The sequence below is a fragment of the Agrobacterium sp. H141 genome (assembly GCF_057158725.1).
This window is the reverse complement of the sequence record NZ_CM169893.1, coordinates 1,575,924-1,592,471: the sequence shown is the minus strand read 5'-3', so window position 1 is coordinate 1,592,471 and position 16,548 is coordinate 1,575,924. Positions and strand designations below refer to the sequence as shown.

13 protein-coding genes are annotated in these 16,548 nt (G+C 57.8%); 11 read left to right on the top strand and 2 right to left on the bottom strand.

Annotation, left to right across the window (positions count from 1 at the left end; genetic code table 11):
* Positions 1 to 49: 49 nt before the first annotated feature.
* From pgeF to ACWPM9_RS07250, 5 genes are all read left to right on the top strand, one after another.
* Positions 50 to 841 (top strand): peptidoglycan editing factor PgeF, encoded by a 792-nt coding sequence (pgeF, locus tag ACWPM9_RS07270; RefSeq protein ID WP_484757244.1) that lies wholly within the window; start codon positions 50 to 52, stop codon positions 839 to 841.
* A 1-nt stretch (position 842) separates the two neighbouring features.
* Positions 843 to 1,994 carry a M24 family metallopeptidase gene (locus tag ACWPM9_RS07265; RefSeq protein ID WP_428187298.1) on the top strand — a complete coding sequence of 384 codons (1,152 nt, stop codon included), beginning with the start codon at positions 843 to 845 and terminating at the stop codon, positions 1,992 to 1,994.
* Between the two features lie 93 nt (positions 1,995 to 2,087).
* On the top strand, positions 2,088 to 2,840 hold the full coding sequence (locus tag ACWPM9_RS07260) for a hypothetical protein (protein WP_484757243.1): 753 nt from the start codon (positions 2,088 to 2,090) through the stop codon (positions 2,838 to 2,840).
* Between the two features lie 183 nt (positions 2,841 to 3,023).
* Positions 3,024 to 3,956 (top strand): ribose-phosphate pyrophosphokinase, encoded by a 933-nt coding sequence (locus tag ACWPM9_RS07255; RefSeq protein ID WP_428187300.1) that lies wholly within the window; start codon positions 3,024 to 3,026, stop codon positions 3,954 to 3,956.
* A 174-nt stretch (positions 3,957 to 4,130) separates the two neighbouring features.
* On the top strand, positions 4,131 to 6,332 hold the full coding sequence (locus tag ACWPM9_RS07250) for a methyl-accepting chemotaxis protein (RefSeq protein WP_484757242.1): 2,202 nt from the start codon (positions 4,131 to 4,133) through the stop codon (positions 6,330 to 6,332).
* 243 nt (positions 6,333 to 6,575) lie between these two features.
* Here ACWPM9_RS07250 and ACWPM9_RS07245 read toward each other — a convergent pair whose 3' ends face one another.
* Positions 6,576 to 8,669, bottom strand: coding sequence for a putative bifunctional diguanylate cyclase/phosphodiesterase (locus ACWPM9_RS07245; protein ID WP_484757241.1), 2,094 nt, complete (start codon positions 8,667 to 8,669; stop codon positions 6,576 to 6,578).
* Between the two features lie 284 nt (positions 8,670 to 8,953).
* Here ACWPM9_RS07245 and ACWPM9_RS07240 point away from each other — a divergent pair, with 284 nt between their 5' ends.
* From ACWPM9_RS07240 to ACWPM9_RS07220, 5 genes are all read left to right on the top strand, one after another.
* A complete protein-coding gene (locus ACWPM9_RS07240) occupies positions 8,954 to 9,574 on the top strand; it encodes a 50S ribosomal protein L25/general stress protein Ctc (protein WP_428187303.1) in 621 nt (206 codons plus the stop codon).
* A gap of 224 nt (positions 9,575 to 9,798) precedes the next feature.
* The gene (locus ACWPM9_RS07235) at positions 9,799 to 12,174 is read left to right on the top strand and encodes an EAL domain-containing protein (protein WP_484757240.1); all 2,376 of its coding nucleotides are present in this window, start codon (positions 9,799 to 9,801) and stop codon (positions 12,172 to 12,174) included.
* A gap of 36 nt (positions 12,175 to 12,210) precedes the next feature.
* Entirely contained in the window at positions 12,211 to 12,951 is a 741-nt protein-coding gene (locus tag ACWPM9_RS07230) for a substrate-binding periplasmic protein (protein WP_484757239.1), read from the top strand.
* A 64-nt stretch (positions 12,952 to 13,015) separates the two neighbouring features.
* On the top strand, positions 13,016 to 13,753 hold the full coding sequence (gene pth, locus ACWPM9_RS07225; RefSeq protein ID WP_484757238.1) for an aminoacyl-tRNA hydrolase: 738 nt from the start codon (positions 13,016 to 13,018) through the stop codon (positions 13,751 to 13,753).
* A gap of 102 nt (positions 13,754 to 13,855) precedes the next feature.
* Positions 13,856 to 14,824, top strand: coding sequence for an oxygenase MpaB family protein (locus ACWPM9_RS07220; RefSeq protein ID WP_484757237.1), 969 nt, complete (start codon positions 13,856 to 13,858; stop codon positions 14,822 to 14,824).
* Here ACWPM9_RS07220 and clpS read toward each other — a convergent pair.
* Entirely contained in the window at positions 14,802 to 15,110 is a 309-nt protein-coding gene (gene clpS / locus ACWPM9_RS07215; RefSeq protein WP_428187308.1) for an ATP-dependent Clp protease adapter ClpS, read from the bottom strand. The genes ACWPM9_RS07220 and clpS overlap by 23 nt on opposite strands.
* A gap of 289 nt (positions 15,111 to 15,399) precedes the next feature.
* On the opposite strand from clpS, the gene ychF reads away from it, so the two are divergent.
* The gene (gene ychF, locus ACWPM9_RS07210) at positions 15,400 to 16,503 is read left to right on the top strand and encodes a redox-regulated ATPase YchF (protein WP_428187309.1); all 1,104 of its coding nucleotides are present in this window, start codon (positions 15,400 to 15,402) and stop codon (positions 16,501 to 16,503) included.
* Positions 16,504 to 16,548: the final 45 nt, after the last annotated feature.

Genomic DNA, 16,548 nt, shown 5'->3' with positions numbered 1-16,548 from the left:
CGGCGGCGCGCAACAGAATCACCTCCGAAAAGCCCAGAAACGGACACCCATGCAGGATCAAGCTTTGCCAGAGCCGATCGAAAGCCCTTTCCTCGCCGATAGCGCAGGTCCGATACGCCACGGCTTTTTTACGCGTGCAGGCGGTGTTTCCGAAGGCATCTACAAAGGTTTGAATGTTGGCCTTGGTTCGAATGACGACCAGTCCAGAGTGATGGAGAATCGCGCCCGCGTGGCCAACTGGTTTTCGGCCCCCGCGGCAAAACTCGCCACGGTTAACCAGGTCCATTCGGCAGATGCGATCACGGTGGGCCGTGACTACGATGGCGCGCGGCCCAGCGCAGATGCCCTGGTCACCAATGAACCGGGCGTCGTGCTTGGGGTGCTGGCGGCGGACTGCGGGCCTGTGCTGTTTACCGACAGTGAGGCCGGCGTCATTGGTGCCGCCCATGCCGGATGGAAGGGCGCGCTCAACGGCGTGCTCGAAAACACCATTGATGCCATGGTCGCCCTTGGTGCCAGACGCAACGCCATCCGGGCTACGCTTGGCCCATCGATCAGTGTTAAAAATTATGAAGTCGGCCCGGAATTCGTCGAGCGCTTTCGAGCTTACGACCCTTCCTATGACCGATTTTTCACCCCCTCCGCACGGCCAGGCCACATGATGTTTGACTTGCCGGCCCTGACTGTCGCCCGCCTTGAAGAGGCCGGTGTCCAGGCAGGCAGCCTAGGCCTTTGCACCTATGCCGATGCGGATCGTTTCTATTCCTATCGCCGCATGACCCATGCAGGAGAGCCCGACTACGGTCGGCAGATCTCGGCGATCGCCATTATGGAGGAGTAACATGGCCCCGCTTTTCACACCGACAGAATACAGCGCCCGGGTCGACCGCCTGACGCAGCAGATGCGCGAGGAAAAGCTCGACGCCATGCTGCTGTTTGCTCAGGAAAGCATGTACTGGCTGACCGGCTACGACACCTTTGGCTTCTGCTTTTTCCAGTCACTCGTCGTCAAGGCTGACGGCTCGATGTCTCTCCTCACCCGCTCGCCAGACCTGCGTCAGGCACGGCACACCTCGACAATTGAAAACGTCGTTGTGTGGATGGACCGCGTCAACGCCGATCCAACGGTGGACTTGAAGAACCTGCTGAGCGATCTCGACCTGCTCGGTGCCCGCATCGGTATCGAATACGACACGCACGGCCTGACCGGCGCGATGACCCGCAAGCTCGACAACCAGCTCATGAGCTTCGCCGAGACGAGCGACGCGTCCTACCTCGTGAGCCGTCTGCGGTTGATCAAGAGCCCTGCCGAAATCGCCCATGTCCGGCGCGCAGCCGAACTGGCAGATGATGCGCTCGATGCAGCGCTGCCCTTTATCGGAGCAGGTGCAAACGAATCCGAAATTCTGGCGGCCATGCAGGGCGCCGTCCTTGCCGGCGGAGGTGACTACCCTGCCAATGAATTCGTCATCGGTTCGGGTGAAGACGCCCTTCTTTGCCGCTACAAGTCGGGACGTCGCGTTCTCGACGAAAAAGATCAGCTCACGCTCGAATGGGCAGGAGTGTCGGCGCATTATCATGCCGCCATGATGCGCACCCTGACCATCGGCGAACCATCCGCACGCCATAAGGAACTCTTCAACGCCTGCCTGGAAGGCCTGAAGGCGATCGAACCCATCCTCATTCCGGGCAACACTTTCGGCGATGTTTTCGACGCTCATGCACGGGTCATGGACGAACGCGGCCTGACACGGCATCGGCTGAACGCCTGCGGCTACTCGCTCGGCGCAAGGTTCTCTCCGTCCTGGATGGAGCATCAGATGTTCCATATGGGCAATCCGCAGCCCATCCTCCCGGACATGACGCTCTTCGTACACATCATCGTGGCCGATTCGGAACGCTCCACGGCCATGACGCTCGGTCACACCTATCTGACCACAGAAGGGGCACCGGAAGCGCTGTCACGTCATCCCCTGGAGCTTATCACCCGCTAATCGCACCCTTCAGACTTTGCGGAATTGACAGGCTTTGCGCTCAAACGACATAAAATACCAGGACGGTGCGGCACAGGCGGAAGGAAAGCAGGCGTGAGAAAACTGAGGTTCCTCATCCCAATTCTGTTGCCGGCAGCATTGCTTGCCGGCTGTAATACGCCAGAAGCCCTGATCCCCCGTGCCGATGTCGGCAACGCAGACAGTCAGACGACAGCCGCGGCACCGGAATACGGCGATGGCGGCGCGCAGGCGTCAAACGTCTATACGCAGCCGGCAGCGCAACAGAGCTATTCTCAGCCGCCACAAAACACGCTGGAAGCGCAGGCACAGGCTCTGGCTGCCGGACAGACCACCGGAACACCGCCGGCCGGCACGCCACGGCGGACTACACCTTCCGCGCAACAGCCCTTGCCGCCTCCGGTGACAAGCCAGCCGCCCGCTCAGCAGCAGCAGGTTGCCGCTGCAAGCCCGGCAACAGTTGCAGACACAATCCGTTTCTTGCCGATCATCGGCGCCCCAGTCGAAGCCGTCACACCGCTTTCGCGCCAGCTGGGATCGGAGGCACGTGCCCATGGATTATCGATCAAGGGCTCATCGGATCCCTCGACCCGCCATATCCTGAAGGGGTATTTCTCGGCCTTTGCCGATGGCGGCAATGTCAATGTGGTCTATGTCTGGGATGTCCTCGATGGTAGCGGCGCGCGCCTTCACCGTATTCAGGGTCAGCAAAGCGTCCGCTCCAGCGCCACCGATCCATGGGCTGGCGTGCCCGCATCTGTCATGCAGCAGATTGGCACCAATACCATCGCGGAATATCTCGCCTGGAAGCAGTCTACCAACGGCTGAGACAGACCGGATAAGCCGCACATGAGCGGACTTGGCACAGCTTTCAGTCCGCCTCTCTGCCGAATGCACGTTAATCTAGTCACAGACTTTTCACGAAAAACTACCTCAACGTGATCATGGCGCTTGCATTCGAAGTCAAGGTAGCTAAAAAGCGCCCATCAGCACGGAAACAGGCGGACCAAAATGAAGGTTTTCGCAGGAAACTCAAGTCGACAACTCGCCGAGTCCATCTGCAATTATCTCAACGTTCCACTCGGCAAGGCCACAGTCAGGCGCTTTGCAGACCAGGAAATATTCGTTGAAATTCAGGAAAACGTACGCGGTCAGGATATCTTCGTCATCCAGTCCACGTCCTATCCGGCAAACGATCACCTGATGGAACTTCTCATCATGATCGACGCCTTCCGCCGCTCCTCGGCACGCCGCATCACTGCCGTGCTTCCCTATTTCGGTTATGCCCGCCAGGATCGCCGCGCCTCCGGCCGCACGCCCATCTCGGCAAAACTGGTATCCAACCTGATCACAGAAGCCGGTGCAGACCGCGTATTGACGCTCGACCTGCATGCCGGCCAGATTCAGGGCTTCTTCGACATCCCGACAGACAACCTGTTCGCCGTGCCTGTACTGGCCCGTGACGTCAAGGAACACTACGACCTCAAGAATGTCGTTGTCGTTTCGCCAGACGTTGGTGGTGTGGTGCGTGCCCGTTCGCTTGCCAAGCGTCTCGACGGCCAGTTGGCCATCGTCGACAAACGTCGCGATCGGCCAGGTGAATCTGAGGTGATGAATATCATCGGCGACGTCGCCGGCAAGGACTGTATCCTGATCGACGACATCGTCGATTCCGGTGGAACGCTCTGTAACGCAGCAGAAGCACTGTTGAAGAACGGTGCGACCAGCGTCACGGCCTATATCACGCACGGCGTTCTCTCAGGCGGCGCGGTTGCCCGTGTTACCTCGTCGAAACTGCGTGAACTGGTGATCACAGACTCCATCCAGCCAACCACGGCGGTGCAGTCAGCGCATAATATTCGCGTTCTTTCGGTCGGCAGTCTCCTGGGCGAAGCAATCAACCGCACCAGTGCCGAGGAATCGGTATCAAGCCTGTTCGACTGAACAATTCGGATCGCCTCGTAGGTATTATGCAACCTACTTAACAGTCCTGAAAGTAATTTGACTGAAACTCCCGGCATATTTATTGCCTGGAGGGGTCATGTTATGTCGGGTAAGTCATTACAAACTAACAAATTTTCAGCACTTTCGTCGGTCAAGGCGAAATTTGCGGGCCTGGTGATCGGAGCCACACTGGTATCCTGCCTCGCTGTCAGCCTGATCAGCTATCAGATTGGCAAGGATGGCCTGATTGAGGCGAGCAAGCTGCGTCTCGACGCCGTCGCCGCCAACCAGAGCAAGTCGCTGCTCGGCTACAACAAGCGCATCGACCAGATGATCAGCGAAATTGCGCAAAACTCGGTGATCGGCGAGACCGCCGATTCCGGCGCCAATCTTCTGAGTATTGACAAGGCCGCCATTCAGGCCGCTTTTCAGGACAAGTCGAAGAGCATCGAAGAGCGTGCAGCCTATACTGGCGCAGATCAAAAGATCCTCTACGGCGTCCGTCATAGTGCCATTCACGGCATTCTGGCCAGCGCGCGCAAGAATGCCAATATCAGCGATATCTATGTCATCGATCTGAACGGCACCTTTGTCTACACCGTCATCAAGGGTGACGAGTTTACCTCCAACATCTCCGATCCTCAGAATGCTGAACTCAAGTCCTTCTACGACCAGGTCGACAAGGGCGCGGACGATCAGATCCACAATTCGGGTTTCATCAAATTCAAGACCGAAGATGGTGACATCTCCGCCTTTGTGGGCAAGCCTCTGGCCGTCTCTGTGTGGGGACAAACGGTCAAGCGCGGCGTCATCATGGTGCGCGTCTCTGCAAACAAACTGTCTGAAATGGTGGCACCGGATGGTCTGGGCACCACGATCAGTGAGGCTTTCCTGTTGTCTGCCGATGGCACTTTGCGCAGCGGAACCGTCGGCGCAGGTGGTATAGCCTCGGCCCTGACAGATGCCGCAAAGTCGGGCCAGAAGGGTTCAGTCTTCGCAGCGGCTGGCGATCACCGCAATTTCTACTCCTACATGCCCGTCGACCTCTTCGGTGAGCGTCACTTGCTCGTCATCGGCCAGCAGGAAAGCGAAATCCTTGCCTCCGCCAATGATCTGGCTTTCTGGGCCTTCTTCGCAACACTTGCCGTCCTCGCCTGCATGGGCACCGTCGGTGTGTTTGTATCCTCAAGCCTCACACGTCCTCTGGTCGACCTCGCCGACCTGATGAACCGTCTGAACAATGGCGAGAAGGACATCGACATCAAGGCCGTTACCCGCAAGGACGAAATCGGCACGATGGCGCGCGCACTGGAATCCTTCCGTCAAAGTGCCCTCGACAAGGATCGCATCGAAGAGCAGGCGGAAGCGCGCGGTCACGAGATCGAAGAAGAGCGTCAGCAGCGCGACGCTGAGAAGGCCAGAAGCGCACAGGAACTCGAAGAAGCCGTCTCTGCGCTCGCAACCGGCCTTCAGAACCTGTCCAAGGGCAAGCTCGACCTTCGCATCGATCGCCCCTTCGTGCCGTCCCTCGATCATCTGCGCCTCGACTTCAATCAGTCGGTGGAACAGCTGGAATCGACCATCCGCACGATTACCAGCAGCGCCGACACGATCCGCGGCGGTTCTGCCAATCTTCGAAGCGCATCGGAAGACCTCGCCCATCGCACGGAGCGCCAGGCAGCCTCGCTCGAGGAAGCAGCGGCAGCACTTGGCGAGATGACAGACCTCGTGGGCAACTCGCTCAAGCGTTGCGAGACAGCTGTCGAAGTCACCGCGGATACGCTTTCGGGTGCAAACGCCTCCTCGTCTGTGGTCAACGAAGCGATCGTCGCCATGGAGCGCATTGAAAGCTCGTCCTCCAAGATCCGCCAGATCATCGATGTGATCGACCAGATCGCTTTCCAGACAAACCTGCTGGCACTCAACGCTGGCGTGGAAGCTGCGCGTGCTGGCGAAGCCGGCAAGGGCTTTGCGGTTGTCGCTCAGGAAGTCCGCGAACTGGCCCAGCGGTCATCCGCCGCTGCACGCGACATCAGCCAGTTGATCAACACCTCGACCAAGGATGTTGAAGGCGGTGTGGCACTGGTGCTGAAGACGGGTGAAAGCCTGCACCTGATCGAGGACAATATCGCCCTGATCAACGACCATATTGGCGCCATTGCAACAGCCGCCCGCGATCAGTCCACACGCCTGGGTGAAATCAACTCCTCGGTCAACGAACTCGATCAGGTCACCCAGCAGAACGCGGCCATGGTGGAAGAAACGACCGCTTCCGCCTTTGCCCTGTCGAGCGAGGCTGATGCCCTCAACGAGCAGGTCGGCATCTTCTCGGTCAGCGGCGCCTCGCCACAAGCGGCATCCCGTCGAGCCGCCTGAGCCGTCAACAAAACCAAACAGGCTGAACCCCGCGATGACCGAACCGTCATCGCGGGGTTTTCCGTTTTGCCAATGATGACTTCGATACAGCAGCGGCTGATCGCTTTGGGTCGTCATGGAAAGTCAAAAGACGTCTTCGGGGCAGTTGATGTGCTGCAAGGCATCTCGGCGCAACGCTCGCACTGCCGAAATTCCAAACCGGTCCAGCGAGCAGCGCAGTGCTGGCCGCCGGCCCCTGCCCCGTCACGCAGCCGAGCGTGACTTATCGTTCTCAGGAGCAGCCTTGGGATCAGGTTCGACCGCCGTCACCGTCACGACGTCGTTGACATCACGCTCGATACCGGCACGCGGCAGCGGTCGGCCGTAAAGAAACCCCTGAACCTGCTGGCATCCCTCCTGCCGTAGAAAGGACATACTCTCTTCGGTTTCAACGCCTTCTGCAAGCACAGGAATGTCCAGGCTGGCTGCAAGAATAAGCGTGGAGCGAACGATAGCCGCAGACTGCCGGTTGGTGGACACACTTTCGATGAAGCTGCGGTCAATCTTGATCTTGTCGAATGGAAACAGCTGTAGCGTCGACAGCGACGAATAGCCTGTCCCGTAGTCATCCATGGCAATACGGACGCCAAGCGATTTCAGTTGACGAATGACAACCAGCGCTCGTTGCTGGTCCCTGATGATACCGGACTCCGTGATTTCCAGTTCCAGACGCTTGGGATCGAGACCCGTCTCCTTGAGGATCTGACCGACCCTCGCCGGGAGATTGTTGTCAGCCAACTGCCCGGGTGCCACGTTGACGGCCACCGACAACGGATTACGCCAGCTGGCAGCCTCTCGGCAGGCCCGTTCCAGTACCCAGTCGCCGATATTATTGATAAGCCCGGTTTTCTCTGCGATGGAGATGAAATCGACCGGGGAAATAAACCCCCGCCTCGGGTGGTTCCAGCGGATCAACGCTTCAAAACCGATAACCTCACCCGAGGCTGTGTCGTTCTGCTTCTGGTAATAGAGTTCGAACTGTTGCGCCTGCAGTGCCTCGCGAAGGTCCATGGCCAGAACGCTGCGTTCTCGCGCAGCCTGATCCATACTCACATCATAAAAGCACACGTTGTTCGACCCATTCGCCTTGGCGCGATACATGGCAATATCGGCTTGCGCGAGAAGATCGTCAGCCGTCTCTGCCATATTGGGATAGACCGATATGCCGACACTGCTGCCCACCGTCAGTTGCTGGTTGTTCCATGCAATCGGCTCGCAGATCGCAGCGATCAATCGTTCGGCCAGCTGCGCCGCACCGGATCGAGTGAAATAGCTGGACTTGATCGCCAGAAACTCGTCGCCGCCCACGCGACCGAGAAACTCGTCAGGTCGCATTTGTAAGGACACCCGTTCGGCAACCACGCGCAAGACATGGTCGCCCGCCGCATGACCGTGCACATCGTTGATTTCCTTGAACCTGTCGAGATCGAACGAGACCAGGGCAATGCTGGGCGAACGCCCGTCGGGATCGTCGATGACGGCTTCGAGACGGTCCATAAGAGCCGCACGATTTGGCAACCCGGTCAGCGCATCATGCATCGAGAGATGTCGATAACGCTCGACGCTCGCCCTCGTCGACTGGAAATCGATGAGATAGCTCACCGCCCCCAGAAGAAGAATGACAATCATCACGGCAACCACGACGACCGCCAGAATGCCAGCCGGCACGATTTCCATCGGTACCGCGCTGGTCGCGTTCGGAATGATCGTCAGCCCCGCCATGCTGATGAAATGGGTCAGAGCAATTGCCATAACAAAGGCAAGCACAGCACCGTATCTACAAAAAGGTGTAATGGGTCGACCGATACGGCTGGTCGCAAGCGCGCCAAACACGGCCCCGGCAATCAGCGATGCGATGACATTGCCCTGGTTCCAGACCAGGTCCCCATAGACCTGATAGGCCGACATGCCCATATAGTGCATCAGAGCAATACCGAGACCGACAAGGACGCCGCCGGCTTCAACGAGCGGGCCCCGAACCTGCGCAGTGGCGATGAAAAAACCCAGCGTTGTTGCGACGATCGCGGTGCCCAGAGACAAAAGTGTCATTACCGGCTCATAGCCCGCAGCGAAACCCGTCGAATAGCCAAGCATCGAGACGAAATGCGTCGTCCAGATGGTGGAACCACCAACGATACCGGACAGGGCCAGCCAGCATAGACGCGTGACACCGCGTGTGTTCCGCGCACAGGAAAACAGCCGCATCGTCAGCACGCTTCCGACGACGCAGATTGTTACGGCAGCAAAGAGCAGAAATGGATTGTGTTCTGTGGCGATACAGGAAAGTACGTTGAGCATAGCAAGCCTTTACGAATATTCGAATTTCGGTAATTAACAGTTGTCAATTTCCAAATGCTTGTCGCCCGTGGTTAGCGTTTGATGAATTACGCATTAAGAGCGCGACGGCCCAGCTGCCGAGCAGATCCCTTGCAATCCATACGGTCTTGGTCTATAGCCCGCCGGTCCGCGCAGACACCCTTGGAGGCAATGCGGATGAGGCGCCCTGCAAAGGGTTCCTGCAGTTTCCGTCAAAAGGCAGTTTGTCGACGAGAAACTCTCCAGTAACACTGAAAGGACTAGCCATGAGCCACGAAACTTATGAGCTCAAGGCCGAAGCGCGCGACCGGGTTGGTAAGGGGTCCTCCCGCGAACTACGCCGCAACGGTTTCATTCCCGCTGTCATCTATGGTGACAAGCAAGACCCTATTTCGATCACGCTGAGCACGAATGAAGTGACGAAGCGCATCCATGCTGGTGGTTTCATGACCACCGTGGCAACGATCGTTCTCGACGGCAAGAAGATCACCGTTCTGCCGAAGGACTACCAGCTCGACCCGGTTCGTGACTTCACGATGCATGTCGACTTTTTGCGTGTAACCGCCAAGAGCCAGGTTTCGGTTCAGGTTCCGGTTCACTTCATCAATGAAGAAAAGTCCGGCGTAAAGGTTGGCGGTGTTCTCAACATCGTTCGCCACGAAGTCGAACTGCATTGCCCGGCCAACGCCATTCCGGAATACATCACGGTAGACCTGGCTGGCCACAAGATCGGCGACAGCCTGCATATCTCGCACGTAACCCTGCCAAAGGGCGTGACACCGGTCATCGCTGATCGCGACTTCACGATCGCAACGATCGTTGCACCTGCAGGCGGCGTTTCGGACGAAGAAGAAACAACGTCGAGCGAAGATTCGGGCGAAGCATAAGCTGCACGCCCGCCTTCAAGGCTCTGAACGATTGCATCCCGCCTCATCGAGGCGGGATTTTTTATTGCCAACGATGTGCCCGTTTTTTCTGCATGATTTGTTAAGCCTGCCGCTTCAGCCGGATTTAAACATTTCCTGCAAGTCTAAGGAGAATTTTAGAGTGCGAGGCACAATCGACGCCGGGCACTGGTATTTTAACGAGGACGGGACGAGGCAATATTTCTATGACCCATTCGGTCGAGAACCGGTTTTTCGCCATTATTGCGACGGCGGTTTTCATAATGGTCGTGCCACTTTTTGCGCTCTTCCTAACGTTGTCGACGGAGCGCGCGACGCGCGAACTCGAAAACAACATCACGATATTGACGGAAGCCAATGCTCAGGCACTGGCAAAGCCCATCTGGGACTTTGACGAAGAAAGCGTGCGACGCATTGCCGGTACTGTCTTGTCTGATGCCGCCGTGCACAAGATCTTGGTCCGCGACGAGGTTGGCAACATTCAGGTTGCAATGCCTGTCTTCCCGACCTGGCCGGACAATTCGCTGACCCAAAAGACGCAGGCCATTGTCTATGAAACGGTTGACGGTCCAAAGACCGTCGGATCTCTTACCGTCTACTATCAGCGACAGGATTTCTTCTCCAGCTTTGAACAGGGAGAGGGATACATCATCTCTATCTTCCTGGTCGCCGTGATCGCGGTGATCGGAGCTGCGGTCCTCGGCAACAGGTTGATGATCGTCAAGCCGCTCTTGAAGCTGACGGCAGCGATTGAAGCAACGCGTCAACTTGGCTCACGGCACCATGTCGACTGGCAATCCAACGACGAGATCGGCCTTCTCGCCAACAGTTTCAATTCAATGCAGATCAAGTTGGAGCAGGAAGAGCGCGAACTGAAATTGGCACATCGCCGCGCCACCGAGATCTACAATATGACACCGGCAATGCTGTTCTCCACGGATGAGGAAGACCGGATCATCGGTGTCTCGGACTACTGGCTGCTGGCGACAGGATATGAACGCGCAGACATTTTGGGGACCCATTTCGCCGACATGGTTCCAGCCGGTCATCTGGATCATTATCTGCTGCGTAAATCCCAGCGCGAAGAAAATTCGCTGGTCTGGGAATGCACCACAAAATTCGTGTGCGCCGACGGTCGTGTACTCGACGTCCTGATCGTCGAAAGCTCCAAGAAGGCCGAAGATGCAGATCAGCCGCTCGCGCTGAGTGTGATGACCGATATTACGGCGTTGAAGCATTCGGAAGCACGCAATCACAAGCAAGCCATCACGGACCATCTGACGGGCTGGATGAACCGTCAGGGTTTCGAGGCCGCACTTGACGTGAAGATACGCGAAGCGGATCAGGCAAATTTGCAGCTCGCATGCCTGTTTATCGACCTCGATCGCTTCAAATGGATCAACGACAATCTCGGACACCAGGCTGGCGATATCGTGCTGCGCAGGGTCGCCACCCTTATTACCCCGCAGCTGCCGCCCGGCTCCATCGGCGCGCGCCTTGGCGGCGACGAGTTTGCAATCCTGGTTCTGTCTGCCAATGCCGAAATGGATGCCTTGCGTCTGAGCGAGAGCATTTGCGCAATCTTCGAAAAGCCGTTTGTCGTCAGCGGCACGACGGCCCGTCTGAGCGCGAGCATCGGTGTCGCCATCTATCCCGAGCATGCGGCCAACGCGGAAGAACTGCTGCAGAAATCGGACCTTGCCATGTACAGCAAGAAGCACGATGGCAAGAATGGCGCTCAACTCTACGATCCGCGCTTCCAGGACAACACCCGGCAGCGGGCAGAGATCGAACAATCGATCGAACTCGGCTTGGCCAATGACTGGTTCCAGGCCTATTTGCAGCCGATCGTCGACCTCTCTGATGGCACCGTAATCGGTTACGAGTCCCTGATGCGTCTCGACCATCCCGACAAGGGTCTCCTGCCGCCTTATGACATCATCACGGTGGCGGAGGAAAATGGCTCCATTATCCGCATCGGCACGTGCATTTTTGAAAAGGCGGTCGACAACCTCGTCAAGCTCTCCGCAGCCACCGGAGACCACAGCACCTATCTCGCCATCAACTATTCGCCGCTGCAGTTCGAGCCAGATCTGCCACTGCGGCTTGCCGCGATCCTCTCGCGCAACGATATCTGCCCGACCCGCATCGTGATCGAAATCACCGAGGCCATGCTTTTGCACGACAACCCGGTGGTTCACACCACGCTTGATGAATTCAAGCGTCTCGGTTGCCGCATCGCGCTCGACGACTTCGGCACCGGCTACTCGTCGCTGAGCTACCTGAACCGTTTCCCGGTCGACATCATCAAGATCGACCAGAGCTTCATCCGCTCCTTGATCGAGGGGGATCCGGCCAAGCGAAAGAAAAGTCACATCCTCGCCGAAGGCATCACCGACATGGCCCGCCGGATGGGCTGCTCGGTTGTCGCCGAAGGCATCGAGACGGGCGAGCAATGGGAAATCGTGCGCGATTTCGGTGCCGAATATGGCCAGGGCTATCTGTTTGCCAAACCTCAGAGCCTGGACGATCTGCTCGAACGCCACATGTGGCTCACAGAGAAATCAGCGGAAACGGCATAGGCAGCAATACTGAACTGCCAACAAGGGAGCAGCAGCATGAAATTCATCTATCCCATACTCGCTCTTCTCGCCGCAGCGCCGGCTGCAGAGGCCCAGAGCGTCAAGTTCACCACAGAAGAGTATCCGCCCTATAATTATCGCGAGGGTGACGGCTACGGCGGCGCAGGATATGAACAGGTCGTCGAGATGATGAAGCGCGCTGGCATCGACTACACGGTCGAACTGATGCCATGGGCGCGCGCAATAGCGCTGGCCGAATCCGAGCCGGATCACTGCGTCTTCACCACCGCACATATTCCAGAACGCGATGCGCGTTTCAAATGGATTGAACCCTTGGCGATCGACCGCAACTTCATGGTCTTCAAGCAAGGCTCTGGCGTCGAGCCCGCCAATGCCGACGAAGCAAAGGCCTATATCGTCGGGACACAGCGTGACGACTATACCCAGTCCCTGCTGGAGCGGCAGAATTTCCCCAAGATCGACCTTGCCACCAATCTGGATCTCACCTTGAAAAAGCTCTTGGCCGGACGCATCGACCTGATGCCCCTGTCGGAAAAATACTACATGCAGTTGAAGGCCGCCGGAAACCCGATCAAGGCGGCATTTGTGTTTTCCACGCAGACATTTTCCATTGCCTGTAACATCGCCTTCCCCGAAAATCTGCATGAACGCATGCAGGCTGCCTTGAGCGAAATGATCGAGGACGGAACCCAGTCGGCCATTCTCGCCGCCCACGGCTTGGGCGGTTTGGGCGATACCACGGACGAACTTCAGTAAAAACGGGTTGACATGATCGGCGTTTCGCTGTGGTGAAGGCCTGCCAACAGATGGAACGCCGCTCATGATCATCATTGCCGGTCTCGGGAATCCGGGCGCAAAATATGCAGACAACCGCCACAATATCGGCTTCATGGCCGTGGATGCGATCCACCGCCGCTACAATTTTTCCGGCTGGTCGAAGAAGTTCAAGGGCGAAATCTCCGAGGGCGAGATCGCCGGAGAGAAAATCCTGCTGGTAAAGCCGGCGACCTTCATGAACCTTTCAGGCGAGTCTGTCGGCGAGGCCATGCGGTTCTACAAGGTTGCGGTTGGCGACATGATCGCCATCCACGACGAACTCGATCTGGCGGAGGGTCGTGCCCGGCTGAAGATCGGCGGCGGACATGGCGGCCACAATGGCCTGAAATCGCTGGATGCCCATTGCGGCAAGGACTATCGCCGGCTGCGTCTGGGCATTGGCCATCCAGGCAGCAAGGAGCGCGTGAATGGCCACGTGCTCGGCGACTTTGCCAAAGCGGACCGCGAATGGCTGGAGCCGCTGCTGGATGCCATTGCCGACAATGCCGAATTGTTGGTGAAGGCGCAGGATTCTCAGTTCTTGAACAAGCTGGCGCTGGCCACCGGCGCGCCGGCAGATGAACCCGCCAGAAAGCCACCGAAAGCGCCCAAGGCACCAAAGGCACCCGGTCCTGCAGGTCAGTCTCATATCCGCCAGGCACGCAACCAGGCCCCGCCGAAATTGCCTGCCACCGGTCCAATGGCCGAGATGCTGAAACGAATGTTCGCCAAGAAGGACTAAATTACCAGGCGGCACAATTTCGCCCTGCAATTGTCCTGAAGTCATGCACCATTGGAACCTCAGGCCGGAATTCAGCATTCCAAGGCCGGAGGAGTTACAAACATGATGCTTGCGCTTTCCCCCCTGCCCGTTCCCGCCCTGCTGAGCCGCAGGCTCGATGCTTACGCGCAAACCCTGTCGCAATCCAAGGGCATGCATTTCGACTTCGCAAGGCCTGTGGGCGAACCTGCACTGATCGCGGCGAACTCCGTGGCATGGCAGATTTTCAAGAACCCGTTGACGCTCCACATCGGCGGCATTTCAGCCGTCATCCTTGAACTCGCCGAGCCACAGGTCCGCGACGGGTTGTGGCAGTCGCCCACCTTCCGCACCGATGCACCGGAGCGATTGAAGGCTTTGGCACTTGCCAAAATGATCGCCGTCTATGGTGCCAAAAGTGCGGCCGAGCGCATGATCGATGGGACAGACCAGGGCATAAGCCGCAAATCTGCTGCCTTGCCTAAAGGCCGCGCCCGTCTTGCAGAAGATCCGATCCTCCTCGACTGGGTACAGGCGGCGTCAAGTTTCAGCGCTATCGAAGCCTATCACCGTTATGTCCGTCCACTCACGGATGCGGACCGCAATACCTTCCTTGCAGAAGGCCAGCATGTCGCGCAGCTCTATGGAGCCAAAAGCGCCGCTGCCTCGCTGGACGATCTTGACCTGCTATTCGATGTCATGCGCAACCGACTTGTCAAATCGGCTGTCATCCATGACTTCCTCGATACCATGCAGCATGTACGGTCTTTGCCGGCACCGCTGCGACCGCTTCGCGGCATTTTCGTCAAGGCTGCGATTGACGTCCTGCCACCTTGGGTGCGCGACCGGTTGGATCTCTGGAGCCACTGGTCGCTCAGCAGCACGGAACGACGGATTATCAATACACTGGCCAGAGCCGCCGATCGGCTGCTATTGCCATCGTCAGCACCGGTACAGGCCTGCAAGCGGCTCGGTCTTCCGGCAAGCTATCTCTATGGAAAAGGCAATCCCGAGGACGCAAATCCCTGCCCTACTCCTCAGGCTCTGCGGTAAGCATCAGCGGAAAGCCGGCCTCCTTGGCAAGATCCATCGCCTCCGACACCTTTGTCTCGGCGATATCCTTGGTGCACACCACCACGACTGCACTTCCCATCTTGTGCGCCGTCATCATTACCCTGCGTCCAGTGTCCTCGCTCATGCGAAACACGGCCTTTAAGACAACCGTGACGAATTCGCGCGGTGTATAGTCGTCGTTAAACAGGATGACCTTGTAGAGCTTCGGCTTTTCCAGCTTCGGCTTCGTTTCAGTCTTGGGCTTCACAATGGAATTGCCGCTCATCGCGTAGTATCTCCCAAGCAGCCGCCATGGCAGCTCCGAGAGCTGAAAGGCAAACATGCAATGCTGAGGGTATTGGGCGCAGCCCCATCATATCGCAGCGCATTGCCAAGCACAACGCCAGACCACTATGCGCGACGTCCGGATGGATTAAGTTCAACGTCCTTTGCCCTTTAAATACGGCAAAAATGCCCGACAAACAAACGCTTTACCCGCCGTGAGTCTTGACCCCGCCCCGCCTTTATCCCATAGGCACGGCAAGGAAATTACAGACCGGAATGGATATCGGACCATGGGCTTCAAATGCGGTATCGTCGGACTGCCCAATGTCGGCAAGTCGACCCTCTTCAACGCACTGACCAAGACGGCGGCGGCGCAGGCTGCCAACTACCCGTTCTGCACGATCGAGCCGAACACCGGCGAAGTGGCAGTCCCTGATCCGCGCATGCAGACGCTGGCAAACGTCGCAGGGTCCAAGGAGATCATCCCGACCCGCATCTCCTTCGTCGATATTGCCGGTCTGGTGCGCGGCGCCTCCAAGGGTGAAGGCCTCGGCAACAAGTTCCTCGCCAATATTCGCGAAGTCGACGCCGTGGTCCACGTCCTGCGCTGTTTCGAAGATGACGATATCACCCATGTCGAAGGCAAGATCAATCCGGTCGGCGATGCCGATACCATCGAGACCGAGCTCATGCTCGCCGACCTCGAAAGCCTCGAGCGCCGTGTCGATCAGGCCCGCAAGCGCGCTTCGTCGAAAGACAAGGAATCGCTCGCCCAGCTGCCGGTGATGGAAGAAGTCATCAAGCTGCTGCAAGAAGGCAAGCCGGCCCGCATCCTGTTGAAGACGCTGGCCGCCGACGAGATCGAGGTTCTGAAGGGCCTGAACCTCCTCACCTCTCATCCGGTTCTCTATGTCTGCAACGTCGCTGAAGGCGATGCTGTCGACGGCAATGCCCATACCGCAGCCGTTGCTGAAATGGCAAAGGCGCAGGGCGCAGAATGCGTCATCATCTCAGCAGCAATCGAATCCGAAGTGGCCCAGTTGCCAGATGAAGAAGCCCAGGAATTCCTCGGCGCGCTGGGTCTCGAAGAAGCAGGCCTCGATCGCCTCATCCGAGCCGGCTACAATCTGCTCGACCTCATCACCTATTTCACGGTCGGCCCCAAGGAAACGCGCGCCTGGACCATCGAGCGTGGCACCAAGGCACCGGCTGCAGCCGGCGTCATCCACACCGATTTCGAGCGTGGCTTCATCCGCGCCTTCACCATTAGCTATGACGACTACATCACCTTCAAGGGTGAAGTCGGTGCCAAGGAAGCCGGCAAGGGCCGCGACGAAGGCAAGGAATATGTCGTCCAGGATGGCGACGTGATCCACTTCCGCTTCAACACCTGACCAGCTGACGATCCCCAATCTGAAAAAGGCCGCCTTTCGATTGAA